The organism is Mariniluteicoccus endophyticus (assembly GCF_054780035.1).
Window position 1 is genome coordinate 104,107 of sequence record NZ_BAAGXC010000032.1, and the last position, 16,415, is coordinate 120,521.

At 70.0% G+C, this 16,415-nt stretch carries 14 protein-coding genes; 7 read left to right on the plus strand and 7 right to left on the minus strand.

Annotated elements, in window-relative coordinates:
• The first annotated feature begins 3 nt into the window (after positions 1 to 3).
• Together ACYVGD_RS15045 and ACYVGD_RS15050 are read left to right on the plus strand one after the other, a co-directional pair.
• Complete coding sequence (locus ACYVGD_RS15045) at positions 4 to 903, plus strand: PAC2 family protein (RefSeq protein WP_460744589.1); 900 nt, start codon at positions 4 to 6, stop codon at positions 901 to 903.
• Positions 903 to 1,787 carry an acyl-CoA thioesterase gene (locus ACYVGD_RS15050; protein ID WP_460744590.1) on the plus strand — a complete coding sequence of 295 codons (885 nt, stop codon included), beginning with the start codon at positions 903 to 905 and terminating at the stop codon, positions 1,785 to 1,787. Before ACYVGD_RS15045 ends, ACYVGD_RS15050 begins: the two co-directional genes overlap by 1 nt.
• 218 nt (positions 1,788 to 2,005) lie before the next feature.
• Here the strand turns inward: ACYVGD_RS15050 and ACYVGD_RS15055 are convergent, their stop codons facing one another.
• The 5 genes from ACYVGD_RS15055 to ACYVGD_RS15075 form a co-directional block, all read right to left on the minus strand.
• A complete protein-coding gene (locus ACYVGD_RS15055) occupies positions 2,006 to 2,983 on the minus strand; it encodes a sigma-70 family RNA polymerase sigma factor (RefSeq protein ID WP_460744591.1) in 978 nt (325 codons plus the stop codon).
• A gap of 170 nt (positions 2,984 to 3,153) precedes the next feature.
• Positions 3,154 to 5,289, minus strand: a complete 2,136-nt coding sequence (locus ACYVGD_RS15060; protein ID WP_460744592.1) for a S9 family peptidase — start codon at positions 5,287 to 5,289, stop codon at positions 3,154 to 3,156.
• An 82-nt stretch (positions 5,290 to 5,371) separates the two neighbouring features.
• On the minus strand, positions 5,372 to 8,155 hold the full coding sequence (locus tag ACYVGD_RS15065; protein ID WP_460744593.1) for a hypothetical protein: 2,784 nt from the start codon (positions 8,153 to 8,155) through the stop codon (positions 5,372 to 5,374).
• Entirely contained in the window at positions 8,152 to 8,751 is a 600-nt protein-coding gene (locus ACYVGD_RS15070) for a hypothetical protein (protein ID WP_460744594.1), read from the minus strand. The genes ACYVGD_RS15065 and ACYVGD_RS15070 overlap by 4 nt, the downstream gene beginning before the upstream one ends.
• 205 nt (positions 8,752 to 8,956) lie before the next feature.
• Positions 8,957 to 9,790 carry a thioesterase family protein gene (locus ACYVGD_RS15075; RefSeq protein ID WP_460744595.1) on the minus strand — a complete coding sequence of 278 codons (834 nt, stop codon included), beginning with the start codon at positions 9,788 to 9,790 and terminating at the stop codon, positions 8,957 to 8,959.
• A 57-nt stretch (positions 9,791 to 9,847) separates the two neighbouring features.
• On the opposite strand from ACYVGD_RS15075, the gene ACYVGD_RS15080 reads away from it, so the two are divergent.
• The 3 genes from ACYVGD_RS15080 to ACYVGD_RS15090 all read left to right on the plus strand — a co-directional run bounded on the left by ACYVGD_RS15080 (position 9,848) and on the right by ACYVGD_RS15090 (position 13,286).
• Positions 9,848 to 11,314 carry a glutamate--cysteine ligase gene (locus ACYVGD_RS15080; protein WP_460744596.1) on the plus strand — a complete coding sequence of 489 codons (1,467 nt, stop codon included), beginning with the start codon at positions 9,848 to 9,850 and terminating at the stop codon, positions 11,312 to 11,314.
• A complete protein-coding gene (locus ACYVGD_RS15085) occupies positions 11,311 to 11,670 on the plus strand; it encodes a universal stress protein (protein ID WP_460744597.1) in 360 nt (119 codons plus the stop codon). Before ACYVGD_RS15080 ends, ACYVGD_RS15085 begins: the two co-directional genes overlap by 4 nt.
• A gap of 125 nt (positions 11,671 to 11,795) precedes the next feature.
• Positions 11,796 to 13,286 carry an RNA polymerase sigma factor gene (locus tag ACYVGD_RS15090; RefSeq protein WP_460744598.1) on the plus strand — a complete coding sequence of 497 codons (1,491 nt, stop codon included), beginning with the start codon at positions 11,796 to 11,798 and terminating at the stop codon, positions 13,284 to 13,286.
• A 60-nt stretch (positions 13,287 to 13,346) separates the two neighbouring features.
• Here ACYVGD_RS15090 and ACYVGD_RS15095 read toward each other — a convergent pair whose 3' ends face one another.
• Complete coding sequence (locus ACYVGD_RS15095) at positions 13,347 to 13,511, minus strand: IS3 family transposase (RefSeq protein ID WP_460744600.1); 165 nt, start codon at positions 13,509 to 13,511, stop codon at positions 13,347 to 13,349.
• A 145-nt stretch (positions 13,512 to 13,656) separates the two neighbouring features.
• Positions 13,657 to 14,127 (minus strand): DUF3817 domain-containing protein, encoded by a 471-nt coding sequence (locus ACYVGD_RS15100; protein ID WP_460744601.1) that lies wholly within the window; start codon positions 14,125 to 14,127, stop codon positions 13,657 to 13,659.
• Between the two features lie 73 nt (positions 14,128 to 14,200).
• On the opposite strand from ACYVGD_RS15100, the gene ACYVGD_RS15105 reads away from it, so the two are divergent.
• Together ACYVGD_RS15105 and ACYVGD_RS15110 are read left to right on the plus strand one after the other, a co-directional pair.
• Positions 14,201 to 15,283 (plus strand): DUF4185 domain-containing protein, encoded by a 1,083-nt coding sequence (locus ACYVGD_RS15105; RefSeq protein WP_460744602.1) that lies wholly within the window; start codon positions 14,201 to 14,203, stop codon positions 15,281 to 15,283.
• Between the two features lie 35 nt (positions 15,284 to 15,318).
• Positions 15,319 to 16,317: an LLM class flavin-dependent oxidoreductase gene (locus tag ACYVGD_RS15110; RefSeq protein WP_460744603.1), complete on the plus strand. Its 999-nt coding sequence runs from the start codon at positions 15,319 to 15,321 to the stop codon at positions 16,315 to 16,317.
• Positions 16,318 to 16,415: the final 98 nt, after the last annotated feature.

The window sequence follows — 16,415 nt, forward strand, 5'->3', positions numbered from 1 at the left end:
CCCATGCTCGATCCTCGACTGCTCTACCAGCTCAACCCGGCCGTGTGGGACCAGCATCGGGGGCGGCAGCCGGTGATGATCCATCTGCTGCAGGGCTACATCGACGCCGGCCAGGTCGGACGCACGCTCGCCGAGCACATCCGGGCCCAGTGCAAGACCGAGACGCTGGTCCGCTTCGACGTGGACCAGCTCCACGACTACCGCTCGCGACGGCCCGCGATGGTCTTCGACACCGACCACTGGAAGTCGGTCGAGCCGTTCCGCCTGGAGCTGCTGCGCGCCACGTCGCCGGCGGGGGAGGACTTCCTGCTGCTGACCGGCCCGGAACCCGACGTGCAGTGGGAGCGGACCGCCGCCGCGATCCGTGGGTTGGCCCAGCGCCTCGAGGTGAGGCTGGCGGTGACGGCGTACGGAATCCCGATCGGCGTGCCGCACACCCGCCCGACCCTGCTCACCGGCCATGGCACGCGTCCCGAGTTGAGCGGCATCGTCAACCCTGTCTGGGTGGGGCGCATGGAGATCCCCGGCAGCTTCCCCGCGCTGCTCGAGCTCGAGCTCGGCCAGCACGGCATCGATGCCGCCGGGATCGCCGCGAACGTGCCGCACTACCTGTCGAACTCTCCGTTCCACCAGGCCACGATCGCCGCGCTCGAGCGGCTGAACGAGATGACGGGCCTCGGGTTCGCGCTGGGCGACCTCGAGGAGCGGGCGTTGGTGAACCTCGCCGAGATCTCTCGCGAGATGGAGGCCTCGCCCGAAGTCCAGGAGGTCGTGTCACAGCTCGAGGTGGCGTACGACGAGGTACAGGACCAGACCCGGCCGGTGCCGTCGGCCGACGAGATCGGTGCAGAGCTGGAGCGATTCCTGGCCGAGCAGAACCACAAGGACGACGAGGGACACTGATGCCGCAGGAGATCCGACGACTCACCGAACTGCTCGACCTCGAGCAGCTCGACACCCGCCTGTTCCGGGGAGACCATGACCAGACGAGCCGCCAGCGCACGTTCGGCGGCCTGGTGATGGCCCAGGCTCTCGGGGCGGCCGCCCGCACCGTCGAGGAAGACCGTCGTCCGCATTCGTTGCACGCATACTTCCTTCGCCCCGGGCGGGCGGATCTGCCGATCGTGTATGAGGTCGAGGTCGCGCGCGACGGCGGGTCGTTCTCGCAGCGCCGCGTCGCGGCCATCCAGAACGGCGAGCACATCTTCCAGCTCGCCGCGTCGTTCCAGGTTCCCGAGGACGGCCTCGACCACCAGGACCGCATGCCCCCGGCGCCCGATCCCGAGTCGTGCCCGCGCCTGTCCGACGTGCTGGCGAAGGCGTCCGGCCAGAGCCCCGACCTGTGGGAGCAGGAGTGGGGCGTGCTCGACGTCCGCTACGTCGGCGACTCCGCCGCGCCCGGGAGCCGTCGCATCGACGCCCACAACCACCGCGGCCACGCCCGCGTGTGGGTGCGTGTCGATGGCCAGCTGCCCGAGGCGCAGAGCGTCCACGAGGCGGCGGTGGCGTACGCGTCGGACCTGACGCTGCTGTCGATCAGCGTCATGCCGCACAACGTGCGCTGGGGCACCCGTGACGTGCAGGCCGCCTCGCTCGACCACGTGATGTGGTTCCACCGCCCGATCCGGGCCGATCAGTGGTGGCTCTACGACCAGACCACCCCGTCGGCGTCCAACGCGCGCGGGCTCGCGATGGGCCGCATCTTCCAGGACGGCGAGCTCGTCGCCACCTGCGCGCAGGAGGGGTTGATCCGCGTCACGCGAGAGGTGCTCGAAGGCGGCCGATGACGCGCGCCGACCCGAAGGGGGCCTATTGGCGCGTCGTTGGTTCGTGTGGACCTTCCTCGGCGAGGTCCTCCGGCGGCCTGGCGGTCGGGTTCTGGCTGCTGGCGGTCATGCTGCTCCCCGCGAAGAGGGCCGTCGTCCGCACGCGTCCGGTTCGGCCAGGGCGGTGAACGACGAACGGCACGACGGTCGAGGACCGTCGTGCCGCTCGCGTCCGCGGGTCAGGCGGCGAGGTCGGTGTTCTCCCGCAGCTTGGCCAGCGCGTGGCGCTCGATCTGGCGTACGCGCTCGGCGGTGATGCCCCACACGGCACCGATGTCGGCGAGCTTGGCCTGGCGTCCGTCGACGAGGCCGTAGCGGCGGCGCACGACGTCGGCCGAGCGGTCGTCGAGGCTGGACAGCATCGACTCGAGTCGCTCACGGTCCTCGGCGTCGATGACCATCTCGTCGGGACCGGGCAGCGGCTCGCGGGCGATCAGGTCGCCCAGCGAGGTGTCGCCGTCCTCCTCGACGGGGGCGTCCAGCGAGATGTGCTCGCGGCCGTAGCGGATGAGGTCGACGACCTTCTCGGGCTCGATCTCCATCTCGGCGGCGATCTCCTCGATCTCCGGCTCACGACCCAGGCGGCGCTCCAGCGTGCGGCGCACGGAGCCGACCTGGTTGACCTGCTCGGCAACGTGGACGGGGAGGCGGACGATGCGACCCTGCTGGGCGATGCCGCGGGAGATCGACTGGCGGACCCACCAGGTCGCGTACGTCGAGAACTTGAAGCCCTTGGTGTAGTCGAACTTCTCGACGGCGCGGATCAGGCCGGTGTTGCCCTCCTGAACGAGGTCGAGCAGCGGCATCTGGGCGCGGCCGTACTTGCGGGCGACCGACACAACCAGGCGGAGGTTGGCCTGGACGAAGCGGGCCTGAGCCCGGTGGCCCAGCTCGACGAGCTGTTCGAGTTCGGCGGTGGAGACGCGGCGGGCGGCGTTCCCGTTCTCGCGGGCGCCGGCGGTGCGCTGGGCGCGGGTGACCTCGCCGGACAGGATCTGTTCGGCGTACAGGCCGGCCTCGATCGTGCGGGCGAGCTCGACCTCCTCCTCGGCGGTCAGCAGGGGCGTCTTCGCGATTCCGTCCAGGTAAAGACCGACCGCGTCCTTCCCGTCGATGCCGTCGTTCGACCGGACGCGGGTGGCGGTGCTCGTGGCCATGTGGATGGCTCCTTCCGTTGCCTACATCCCCACAACGACGAGCCCGCCCCAAGGATTCCCCGCAAACCCTGACTCGCCCCTGATGATCGACCCTGAGATGAGCCGGTTGGTCGGCCCTCAGACCAGGGTTGTATGACATGCGTCACACAACCCTGATCCTGATTCGTCGATCAGGGCCGCTCGGGTATCACCTGGTCGATCACCCAGGCGATCTCGAACGCGTGCTCGCGCCAGACCTTGTAGCGCCCGGTCACCCCGCCATGCCCGGCGACCATCTCGGTCTTGAGCAGGATCGGCCGGTCGTCGCCGTTGGTCGCGTGCTCGCGCAGCGCCGCCACCCACTTCGCCGGCTCCACATAGAGCACGCGGGTGTCGTTGAGGCTCGTCGTCGCCAGGATCGCCGGGTATGCGGTGTCGCGCACGTTCTCGTAGGGCGAGTAGTCGCGCATGTACGAGTACACCTCGGGATCCTCCAGCGGGTTGCCCCACTCCTCCCACTCGGTCACCGTCAGCGGCAGGTCCGGGTCGAGAATGCTCGTGAGGGGGTCGACGAACGGCACGGCGGCGTGGATCGCTCGGAAAGCCTCCGGCGCGAGGTTGGCGACGGCGCCCATCAGCAGGCCGCCCGCCGAGCCCCCTTCGGCGGCGAGCCGGTCGGCCGACGTGTAGCCCTGGTCCACGAGGTGGCGGGCGCAGGCGACGAAGTCGGTGAAGGAGTTCTTCTTGGCCAGCAGCTTTCCGTCGTCGTACCAGTGGCGGCCCATCTCGCCGCCCCCGCGTACGTGGGCGATGGCGAACACGAAGCCTCGGTCCAGGAACGACAGCCGCATGATCGAGAAGTACGGGTCCATCGAGATCTCGTACGCCCCGTACCCATACAAGACTGCGGGCGCGGACCCGTCCAGCGGCACGTCGCGGCGACGGACGACCGACATGGGGATGCGCGTGCCGTCGTCGGCCGTCGCCCAGACCCGCTCCTGGACGTAGTCGTCCCGGTCGTAGGCGCCGTGGACCGGGTGGTCGAGGACCGGGGTTTCCTTCAGCAGGGTGGTGCCGCCGGTGGCCAGGTCGAGCTCCAGCACCGACGACGGGGTGATCATGGAGGTGTACGACAGGCGAACCGACGTGGCGTCGACGTCGAACGCGCCCACCGCACCGACGGTGTGCAGGGGCTCGTCGAACACGACGTCGCGGCCGGGCGCGAACCCGCCGTCCGGAGTACGCGGGATGACGTGGAGCGCCGTCTGGCCGTCGCGGCGCAGCGACACGACCGCGAACCCCGTGTAGGCGTCCACGCCGAGGATGCGGTCGCCGCAGCGGTGGGGGAGCACGTCGACCCACTGGTCGGACGAGGTGGCATCCAGGGGTGCCTCCGCGAGCGCGAAGTCGGCGCCGTCCCGGTTGTGGACCACCAGCAGCCGGTCGCCGGCCGGTTCGACCTCATACTCGACGCCGTCGGCGCGCGGTGCCACGCAGCGCAGGTCCCCGGTCGGGTCGGCGCTGTCGAGCAGCCACACCTCGCTGGAGGTCTTCGATCCCAGTGAGACGACGACCTGGCGCTCGTCGCGGGAGTCGGTCACGTCGAGCCAGAACCGCTCGTCGTCCTCCTGGAAGACGACGGGGTCGGCGTCGGCCGGGTCGCCCAGCCGGTGGCGCAGCACCTGGTGGGGCCGCCACGACTCGTCGGCGCGCGAGTAGAAGACGTGCTCTTCGCCGGCCCACGACAGCCCCCAAGCGGTGTTCTCGATCGTGGTGGGCAGGTCCTCGCCGGTGGCGAGGTCGCGGAAGCGCAATGTGTAGCGCTCGGCGCCGGTGTGGTCGACCGAGTATGCGAGGACACGGCCGTTCGGGGAGACGGCGAAGGTGCCGACAGAGAAGAACTCGTGGCCCTCGGCCTCGGCGTTGCCGTCCAGGAGGACCTCCTCGCCCTCGACGTCGTCGGCCAGGTCGGGAGGCGTGGTCCCGGTGGCGGCGACCCGGCAGTGGATGGCGTAATCGAGGCCCTCGACTGTGCGCGTGTAATACCAGTACGGTCGGTCGCTGCCGGCGTCGTGGTGGGTCGCCAGCGCGGGCACGCTCAGGTCGGTCTCCCGCGTGCGGGCGCGCACAGACTCGAACACTTCCTCGATCAGCGGGTCCAGGTGCGCCGTGCGGGACCGCGTCCACGCGTTCTCGGCCTCCAGGTGGGCGATGACCTCGGGGTCGTCGGAGTCGCGCAGCCACTCGAACGGGTCGGTGAAGCGGTGGCCGTGGTGCTCTCGGACGGTGTCGACGTGCTTGGCGTGGGGGAGTCGTGCGTCATCCATGCCGGCCACCCTAACCGCGTCGGGAGCCCCGGGCAGCGCGACGGCGGCGACCCGGTCGGGCCGCCGCCGTCCGGGCGGTGCGTCAGACGAACCGTCGGCGCACGACCGCCGTGGCGGCTGCGGCGGCGAACAGACCGAGCCCGGCGAGGCCGTGGCCCATGCTGCGCGACTCGGACGCGTCGGCGCCGGCGATCTCCAGCGAGTACGCGGTCAGGCCCGTCGCACCCTCGGGTGCGCCGACCGGCATCGCCTCGCGGTCGGCGCGCTGGGCGCCGGCCTCGACGGCTGCGTACTTCAGGCCATAGTCGACGGCGGTGCTGCGGCCGGCTTCCATCAGCTTGCTGCTGCCCTTCTCGTGGAGCTGCTGGGCGCCGTCCGGGATCTTCGCCGCCCCGTCTGCGGCCTGGCGGTTGCCGTCGGCGACTTGGCCGGCACCGTCGGCGGCCTTGGCGAGGCCGGGGGCGAGGCGCTTCGCACCGTCGTCGAGCTGGCCCGCGCCCTCGTCGAGCCGGCCGGCACCGTCCTGCAGCTGTCCTGCACCCTTGTTCAGCTCGCCAGCGCCGCTGTCGAGCTCGCCTGCGCCCTTGGCGAGCTTGCTGGCGCCCTTGTCGAGGTCACCGGCGCCCTGGCTGAGGCGACTCGTGCCGTCCTTGAGCTTCCCGGCGCCCTCGTCGAGCTTCACGACGCCGTCTTGCAGCTGGGCGCCGCCGGCCTGGATCAGCTCCATGCCGCCCGACAGCGCGCCGGTGCCGCCGCGGAGGCTGCCCGGATCGACCGGCTGCTTGGCCTTCGAGCGGTTGTACGCGTCGTCGTGCTCGGCCTGCGACCCGACGCCCTTGTGGACGGCGTCGACGACACCGTTGACGAGGGTGTCGACACCCTGGTCGACGAGGGTGAGGCCCTCGAGCAGGCCGGGCTGGAACTGCTTCGCCGACCGGTCGTAGCAGGGACTGGAGGTGTCCTTACCGAACGAGTACGCGCTGAGTCCGCACTCGACCTTCGTGAGGCCTGGGACTGCGCGGTTCTTGAGACGGCCGCCGATGTAGGACAGCGCCTGCTGCATGGTGGCGTTCGACGGGTCGGGCTTGGGGCCGTCGATGTAGGACGGGTCGTCGGCGTTCCCCAGACTGTTGGGGTTGGCGAGCTGGTCGCGGCCCTTCTCGAGCTCGGTCGCCAGCGCGTCGAGAATCTGCTTCTTGGCGATGTTCGACTCGGGCATGGAGGCGATGGCCTTCACGAGGTCGCTGTTGAGCGTACTGGCCTTGTCGCCGTAGCAGAACGGGTCGAACGACGTACGCGGGCTGCCGTCGCGGTTGGTGCCCTGTCCGCCGTTGTTGAGCTGCTTGATGACGCGGACGGCGCAGTCGAGCTTCTGGTAGGCGCCGGCGTCGGCCTTGTTCTGGGCATCCTTGTAGACCTTGTCCTCGAGGGTGAGCAGGCCGTCGGCGCCCTGACCGATCTGGGTGCGGAGCTGGTCGACACCGTTGAGGAGCGTGCCGGGCTGGTCGGTCGTGCCGATGCCCGCGCGCAGCTTCTGGATGCCCTCGTGCAGCGGCCTGGCCTTCTCGGGCAGCCCGCCGATCTGCTGGTGCATGGTCGTCAGGCCCTCGTCGAGGTCCTTGAGGCCGTCCGCCACCTTCTGCAGGCCAGCGATGAGCTCGGGGGCGCCGGCGCGGGCCTGGCCCAGGCCGTCCTTGAGCTGGGCCGCGCCGACATCCAGCTGTCCGGCACCGTCCTTCAGCTGTCCGGTTCCGTCCTTCAGTTGTCCAGTGCCGTCCTTGAGCTGTCCGGTGCCGTCCTTCAGCTTCGACGTGCCGTCGACGAGCTTGCCGGTGCCGTCGACGAGCTGTCCCGTGCCGTCCTTGAGCTGGCCGGTGCCGTCGGCGAGCTTGCGTGCGCCGGGGGCCGCCTCGTCGGCGAGGCCCTTGTGGAGCTCGGAAGAACCCTCGCGGAGCTTGACCAGCCCAGCGAGCAGCTGGTTGCCGCCGTCGCGGAGCTTGATGAGGTTCTCGTCGATCTGGGCTGCGCCCGAGCTGAGGTCGCGTCCCGACTTCGCGCCGGCGTTGTAGGACGCCGCACCGGCCTTGAACGACGGGCTCTGCAGCGGGTTCACTGGCAGGCCGGAGATGGTGGCGGCGGGGATCTGCCCGTCACGGATGCGGGCGCTGTAGCCGAACTCGGCGCGCGGCGTCCCGATCGGTCCGAACAGCGTCATGGTGAACGACAGCTTGGTGCCACCCCGTCCGTCACCGGCGACGGCGGCCTCGCCGCTGCGAACCTCGGAGAACTCCTTGGGCAGCGTCGTCTGGAGCTGGCCGACCATGGGGATAACGACCTTCTCGGTGCGGTTGACCATGTTGCCTGTGCCGTCGTCGAGCGAGAACGTGCGGTCGACGCTCGTCACGTTCTCGACCACGTAGCGCACGTCGAGCTGGCCGGAGCGGCCCACGACCTGCTTGGCGGTCACGGGCTTGCCGTCGAGGAGGTAGGTGACCTTGACCTTGAGGGGGATCTTCTTGGCGTCGAAGTTTGACACGGCGCGCTTGCGAAGCTGGCCGTCGACGTTCTCGTCCACGCGCAACTTGCCCCCGACGGCGTCGAAGGAGCCGAACTCGTCCAGGTTGCGCAGCCCGTCGGTGGCGACGGGGTTGGCCAAGTGGACGGGGCCGTGGCCCTCCATCGACAGCTGTTCGTAGATGCGGGCCTCGCGGACGCTGCCGTCGGGTGCGAGGTATGCCTGGACCGTCTCGGTGTTGGTGATGTCCACGCGGTCCTCGGCAGGGGCGACAGGGGCCGTCGTGCCGAGGGCGAGGAGGGCGGCGCCGGCGACGGCGGTCGCGCGGGCGATGTGACGGGTCGGGGTCATGCGCGGCCTCCCAGGGCATCGTCGAGGATCGGGTCGTCGGAGTCGGCGTGGTGGGCGTGTCGGTCGGGATCGGCGGGCGCGTCAGCCTCGTCGTGCTCGGCGGGCCCGCGGCCGCCGACGCGTACGCCGTGGGCCAGCGTCGTGGTGAGGACACCGACGGCGCAGGCCAGGAGCATGGTCGTCGCGGCCTGAGGCGACTCGGTGAGGAATCGTGCCGGTGCCTCGGTGTAGGTGGTCTCGTACGCGGCCACGAGGGCCGCGCAGCCCAGCAGGGCCGACCAGAGCGGGACGCGGTCGCGCGAGGCGACGGCCACGACGGCGAGGAGGGCGATGACCACGGCGGCCGCGACGGCGCGGCCGGCGGTGGAGTCGGGGAGCACGGCCGCACGTACGGCGAAGCCGGCCCAGGCCAGAACGAAGCCGAGCGCGAAGCCGATGAAGCGACCCACGTGCTGCTCGGCCGGGACCAGTCCAAGGGCTCCGCCGAGCGCGGCCCCGACGAGGGCCAGGTGCTCGAGCTGGGAGCCCGATCCTAGGGTCAGGACGACCGCTGCGCCGATGGCGAGCAGGCAGCCGCCGGCAAGGTTTCTGAACATTCCACACCTCGTTGTGCAGACTCGGAACGCCTTGGGCGTTTACCCCCGGTCGGGGGGTTACGGGACAGTAACCATACTGATCAGTTGGTCGCCAGACCCATGAGCAGAAAGGTTGCGATCCTCTCAGAATGTGAGACCAGGCACACTCAGACGGGCATGACGACGCCCGGCCCGACGGCCGGAGCGGGCGTCGAGAAGGCTTGTTTCAGTCCTGCGGGATCGGACGGACCGTAAGGATCTGCTCGGCCCGGCCGACGGGGCCGTCGACGTCATGCAGCGTCGTGGAGGTCAGGCCCAGGCCCGTCGGTCCGAACGCGACCTCGGTGTCGAACCCGACCCACTCGGCGCGCGGCTGGCGGAACAGGTGGATCGTCAGATCGGTGTTCGGGAACATCCACTGGGTGGGGGAGACGCGGGGCGCCACGCCGTTCGCGGTGTCGACCAGCATGCAGAAGCGGGCGGTCGGCGAGCTCTCCTCGCCGTGGACCAGCGCCAGCGGGGAGTGCAGCCACAGGCGACCCTGACCCGGCGCCGACGCCGGGTCCCGGCGCAGGTCGAGCGAGCGGATGTAGCCACCCGGCCACACCGACGAGCCCTCCCAGTCGCCGAAATCGTCGGGCCCGGGCATCACCGGGGTCGGCGTACCCTCCACCGGCGACGAGTCCCCGCGCAGCAGGCGCCACGCGGATGCGCGCACGACGGTGCGGCCGCCCACCGACAGGCGCGCCTCGACCAGCTCGATCGTGCGGCCCGGGCGGATCGTCTCGACCTCCACGGTCGTCTCCTCGGCGGGGATCTGGCCCAGGATGTCGAACGTGATGCGCGCCAGCTGGAGCTCCTCACGCGGGTCGTGCGCCTCGATGGCGTGCACCAGCAGGCCGCCCACGGGCGACATGTGCTGCTCGTGCGCCTGCCAGGCACCCTGGGCGTGGAGGGTTGGCATCCACGTGTGAGCGCCGGTGCGCTGGAAGTACGCGGGGATGTCGGTCGCCAGTCCCATGGGGTTGTCGGCCTCGGAGGCCATCGTGTTCTCGGTCACGGTCGACACTGTAGAACCACTTTCGGCTCGCGGGCGGGGTGCGACAGACTGGGGGACATGGGTGAAGAGATCGGACGCACCGAATACACCGAGGCCGACTTCGCGCGCTACCGCGAGGTTGCCGCAGCAGAGCTCGACCAGCTGCGGCGCATGCTCGTCGAGCACCCCTTCGAGGAGGCCAACCCGCGGGCCGGCATGGAGGTCGAGCTGAACCTCGTCGACCGGGCGCTCGAACCCTCGTCCAGCAACGACCAGGTCTTGAAGGCCATCAACGACCCGGCCTTCGTGACCGAGCTCGGTGAGTTCAACATCGAGATGAACCTCGCGCCCTTCCAGCTCGGCCCCAAGGGGCTATCCACCTTCGAGCACACCCTGTGCAGTCACTTCAGCGACGCCGCGTCGCGTGCCGCCCGGCTCGACGTAAGCCTGGCCGCCATCGGCATCCTGCCGACGCTGGGCCGCGAACACCTGACCGGTGAGCTGCTGTCCGACAACCCTCGCTACACGGTCCTGGACGACCAGATGCGTCGCCTGCGCGGGGGCCGCCCCGCAGAGCTGCGCATCTCTGGGGCGGAAGCACTCGAGTGGGACGTCGACACCATCGCGCCGGAGTCGGCGTGCACGTCCCACCAGGTCCACCTCCAGGTCGCGCCCAACGCGTTCCCGGCCCTCTGGAACGCCTCCCAGGCCATCGCCGGCGTCCAGCTGGCGCTCGGGGCGAACTCACCATTCTTCCTCGGCCGTCATCTGTGGGCCGAGACCCGCATCCCGGTCTTCACTCAGGCGAGCGACGTGCGGACCACCGCGCAGATGGCCGCCGGCGAGCGTGAGCGCGTCTTCTTCGGCGAGCGCTGGATCAGCTCGTTCGCCGACCTGTTCGAGGAGAACCAGGACTGGTTCGAGCCGATCCTGCCCGACCTCGACGATCCCGACGCCGACGAGGAGGTGCCGTCGCTGCGTGCCCTGGCGCTGCTCAACGGCACCGTCTACCGGTGGAACCGGCCCGTCTACGACGTGGCCGGCGGGACCGCCCACGTCCGGGTCGAGAACCGCGTCCTGCCCGCCGGCCCCACGATGGTCGACATGGTCGCCAACGCCGCCTTCTACGCCGGTCTGACCCGCGCCCTCGCCACGCAGGACCACCCCGTGTGGGCGGACGAGCCCTTCGCCGCAGCCGCGGACAACTTCCGCGCCGGCGCCCGGGACGGCATCCACGCCCGCCTCACCTGGCCCGGGCTGGGGGAGAGCGCCGCCACCGACCTGGTCGCGCGTACGCTCCTGCCGCTGGCCGCCGCCGGGCTCGAGATGTGGGGTGTCGCGCACGACGACATCAGCCGCTACCTCGGGGTCGTCGAGGGACGCTGCGCGGCGCGCACGAACGGCGCCGACTGGCAGGTCCGCGCCGTCGCCGCCCGCGAGGCCGCGGGCGAGTCGCGAGCCGCGGCGCTGCGCGGCATGCTGGGGGACTATCTTTCTCTGATGGACACCAACGAGCCCGTCCACACCTGGGAGGACCCCGCATGACCATCGTCGTCGGTTATTCGACGAAACCCGAGGGGGACGCCGCCTTGCGCGCAGCCATCGCCGAGGCCGAGGTGCGCGGCCTCCCACTCGTCGTCGTCCCCAACTCCGCCGACGACTGCGCGGGTGCCCAAGCGGTGCTCGCCCCGCTCAACCACCTCGAGCACCGGCTCGCCGAGCCGAGCGAGGTCGGACTCGTCGGCGACCACATCCTCGAGGTCGCGGACCAGGCCGGTGCCGAACTCATCATCATAGGGCTGCGCCGCCGATCGTCGACCGGCAAGCTCCTCCTGGGACTCAACGCCCAGAAGGTGCTGCTCGACGCCGGGATCCCCGTCATGGCGGTCAAGGCCCCCTGATCCGCTTGCACCCCACCCCCGATTACGAGGTTTTGGGGCGGCGTGCCAGAATGTCTCGGTCGGCAGCATTGACACCACCGTGGTTCAATGCGCCCTGAAACCGTTGACCAGGTGAGAGGTTCTTTGTGACGCCCCCCGAAACGCGAGATGCATCTGCCCCGGCGACGAGCACGTCCGGTGAGGTGAAGGCCTCCACCGCCAAGAAGGCCCCCGCCAAGAAGGCCCCCGCCAAGAAGGCTGCGGCGAAGAAGGCCCCGGCGGCGAAGAAGAGCACCGCCGCCAAGACGACGTCTGCGAAGACCACGGCGAAGAAGGCTCCCGCCAAGAAGGCCGCTGCCGACGTCGAGACCGAGGCCGCCTCGCCCGCCGCGAAGGCCCCCGCCAAGAAGGCGACGACGAAGTCGGCCGCCACGAAGACCACCAAGAAGGCCCCAGCCAAGAAGACAGCCGCCGGCGAGCCCACCACGGCCGAGGTGCTCGATCAGGTGAAGGCCGGGTCGACCGAGGTCGAGGCCAAGATCGAGGGAGACGAGCTCGTCCTCACGGTCGGCAAGAAGCGCACCCTCGATGACGTCGACGAGTCCCAGTTCAAGCCTGAGGCCGCCGCCGAGGAGGAGAAGGAGATCGTCGAGGAGCAGCAGGGTTTCTCCCTCTCCGACGCCGACGACGCCGACGAGCCCGAGCAGCAGGTCATGGCCGCCGGCGCCACCGCCGACCCCGTCAAGGACTACCTCAAGCAGATCGGCAAGGTCGCCCTCCTCAACGCCGAGCAGGAGGTCGAACTCGCCAAGCGCATCGAGGCCGGCCTGTTCGCCGACGAACAGCTCAACGACCCCGACGCCAAGATCAAGCAGAGCCTCGTCGCCGACTATGAGTGGATCGCCGCCGACGGACGCAAGGCCAAGAACCACCTTCTCGAGGCCAACCTCCGCCTCGTCGTCTCGCTCGCCAAGCGCTACACCGGCCGCGGCATGCTCTTCCTCGACCTCATCCAGGAAGGCAACCTCGGCCTCATCCGCGCCGTCGAGAAGTTCGACTACACCAAGGGCTACAAGTTCTCGACCTACGCGACCTGGTGGATCAAGCAGGCCATCACCCGCGCCATGGCCGACCAGGCCCGCACCATCCGCATCCCCGTCCACATGGTCGAGGTCATCAACAAGCTCGCCCGTGTCCAGCGCCAGATGCTGCAGGACCTCGGCCGCGAACCCACGCCCGAGGAGCTCGCCAAGGAGCTCGACATGACCCCCGAGAAGGTCGTCGAGGTCCAGAAGTACGGCCGCGAGCCCATCTCGCTGCACACCCCGCTCGGTGAGGACGGCGACTCCGAGTTCGGCGACCTCATCGAAGACTCCGAGGCCGTCGTGCCCGCCGACGCCGTGAGCTTCACGCTCCTCCAGGAACAGCTCAACGACGTCCTCGACACCCTGTCCGAGCGCGAGGCCGGCGTCGTGTCCATGCGCTTCGGCCTCACCGACGGCCAGCCCAAGACCCTCGACGAGATCGGCAAGGTCTACGGCGTCACCCGCGAGCGCATCCGCCAGATCGAGTCCAAGACCATGTCCAAGCTGCGCCACCCGTCGCGCTCGCAGGTCCTGCGGGACTACCTGGATTAGTAGCCCCGGTTCGCGCGCGTGAACTGGTCCCAGTTGGTGGGCTGGTTCAGGGGTTGGGGCCTACGCGGCAAGGGCCTGTTCCCGGTAGGTGACCGGGGGCAGGCCCTTGTTGCTGTCATGGGGCCTGTGATGGTTGAACCAGAAGGGGTGGTCGATCAGCTCCGTGACGAGTTGGTCGATGGTCCCGATCGGGCCTGTGCAGAACAGCTCGTCCAACAGATCCATCACCGCAGACAGGTAGACCTTGTCCTCGCCGATCCGAATCGAGCGCCACTGGTGCCACTGTTCTCCGAGTGAGCGCCAGCGAGACGAGGAGGCTCCTCGTCTGCGGCCGCGGGCGGCCTCCGCTCGGAGAGCAGGGAGAGCCCGCTCAGCTGAAGCGGGTCGCCCAGCCCGTGGGCGGGCCGAGCCAGAGCAGGAACGACATGATTGCACCCAGCACGACGACCGAGGCGGCGATCGCCAGCCACGGGTGGCGGAGCGCAGCCACGCGTACCTTCTCCAGGAAGCCCGAGTCCTCCGTCGCCTCGGGGCGACGCCAGTCGCCGTCCAAGCGGTGGTGGCGCTCCAGCCAACGGTCGTACGGGTACGTCGCGTACGGCACGAACGTCGACGCGAAGCCCGCTGCGACCGTCGGCCAGCCCCAGCGCTGGTTCATCGCCACGAACACGTTGGTCAGCAGGTACGCCAGGAACGCGGCACCGTGCGCCAGGCCGGCCGGTCGGATCAACGCCTCGGTGGTGCCCGAGTACTTCAGCACCATGGCGACGATCAGCAGGGTCCAGGTCACCATCTCGGCGAGCGCGGCGATGCGGTACAGGCGGCGGGGCGAGAACGTCATGCCCCGATCATGCCGTGAGACGGCTGCGACGGGACGGTCCGAACGGACCGACCTGCCCCGCTAGCATCGTCGCGTGAGCGACTATCAGGTCCAAACCACGGCCGTACGCGTCTTCGAGACGACCCTGCTCAGCAAGGTCACCGGCGCCGAGTCGACCAACGAGACCCCGCACGGCCTCGGCATCCTCGGCACCGACCTCGGCTTCGTGTGGGACGCCGGCCACGACCGGGTCTTCTGTATGTTCGGCGACACCTACGGCGAGGGCTGGGGCGGCCACGGTGCCGGACCCCACAACGCCGACTGGCGACGCAACGTCCTCGTATCGTCCACATCCCGCGACCTCGAGGGCGGCGGGTTCGTCTTCGATCAGGCCGTCATGCGCCCCGGCGGCGGCGCCGCCCAGGTCATCCGCACCAGCCGTCTCAACCCGCCGAAGGTCAACTTCCCCGAGCACACGCTCATCCCCAACGGAGGCATCACCGTCGACGGCGTCCACTACGTCCACTGGATGTCGGTCCTCATCTGGATGGCTGGCGGGCGCTGGCGCACGTTCCAGGCCGGCATCGCCCGCTCCGACGACGACGGCCGCACTTGGCACAAACCCCTGCTCGGACGCTTTCCGAACCTGCTCGGCCGCAACCGCTTCCAGGTCGCCACCTTCGCCCGCGACGACGAGTGGGTCTACCTGATCGGCACCACCAACGGACGCCACGGCTCGGCCTACCTGGCGCGTATGCGACCCGACGAGGTCGACCGCGTGCCCGCCTACCGCTACTGGGACGGCAAGGACTGGACGCGCAGCGCGCGCGCCGCCGCGCCGATCTTCAACGGCCCGGTGGGGGAGATGTCGGTGACCTTCCACACCGGCATGGGCAAGTGGCTCGCCATGCACCTCGACGAGGACCAGGCCTCCATCGTGCTTCGCAGCGCCGACCAGATCACCGGTCCGTGGACCGCCGGCGAGGTCGCCGCCAGCGCCGCGCAGTATCCGGCCCTCTACGGCGGCTACATCCACCCGTGGTTCCTCGGCGGTGACACCATCTACTGGCTCATGTCCCAGTGGGCGCCCTACAACGTGTTCCTCATGAAGAGCCGCATCGGCCTGACCGAGCCGCCCATCGACACCACGTCGACCGGCTCGACCCCGCTCCGGTGAGGGAATAGTCCGACCGGTCGGAAGGTTGTCCCGACATGAGCATCCCCCTGTCAGTCCTTGACCTCGCCATGGTGAACGAGGGCGAGTCGAGCGGCGACGCGCTCGCGCGCACGCTCCGTCTCGCCAGCCACGCCGAGTCCGAGGGGTACGCGAGGTTCTGGGTCGCCGAGCACCACAACATGCCGGCCATCGCCTCGACGGCCCCGGCGGTGCTGATCGCCGCCATCGCTGCGCGCACCGAGCGGATCCGCGTCGGCTCCGGCGGCGTCATGCTGCCCAACCATGCGCCCTACGTCGTCGCCGAGCAGTTCGCGCTCCTCGAGGCGCTCCACCCGAACCGCATCGACCTCGGCATCGGGCGCGCGCCCGGCACCGACCAGCGCACCGCTATGGCGCTGCGCCGCGACGCCGGCCAACTCGGCGTCGAGGAGTTCCCCCAGCACATCCTCGACGTCCTCGCCTGGCTCGGCGACGACCGGCTGGAGGAGTCGCTCGCGCTGACGCTGTCGGCGACACCCGCCGCCACCTCCCATCCCGAGGTCTGGCTGCTCGGCTCGTCCGGCTACGCCGCCCAGCTGGCGGGCATGCTCGGCCTGCGCTACTGCTACGCCCACCACTTCGGCCAGATGGACCCCATGGCCGTCATGGACGCTTACCGCTCCCGCTTCCAGCCCTCGCCGGCCCTGTCCGAGCCGTACGCGATGGTGTGCACGTCCGCGCTGACCGCCCCGACCGCCGAGGAGGCCGACCATCTCGCCGGTCCCGCCCGCGTCGCCGCGATGAACCTACGCACGAACCAGCGCGCCCCCATCGTGTCGCCCGAGGTCGCCGCCCAGCGCGAGTGGAGCTCCCTCGACCTCGCGATGCTCGACCAGCTGCCGGCCATCAAGTTCGTCGGAGAGGCCGATGACGTCGCCGGGCGGCTCAAGCAGTTCACCGAGCGCCTCGGCGTCCAGGAGCTCATGCTCACCGGCACGGCGTACGCCGCCGAGACCAAGGAGCGCACGCTCAGCGACATCGCGTCCCGCTGGTGACCGCACCAGACATGCGAAGGGGCCCCGCACCATCTGGTGGATTCTTGCGGTCCTCGCAACACCTGATGGTCTAGGCCGGTAGTAGATCACGCAAACGC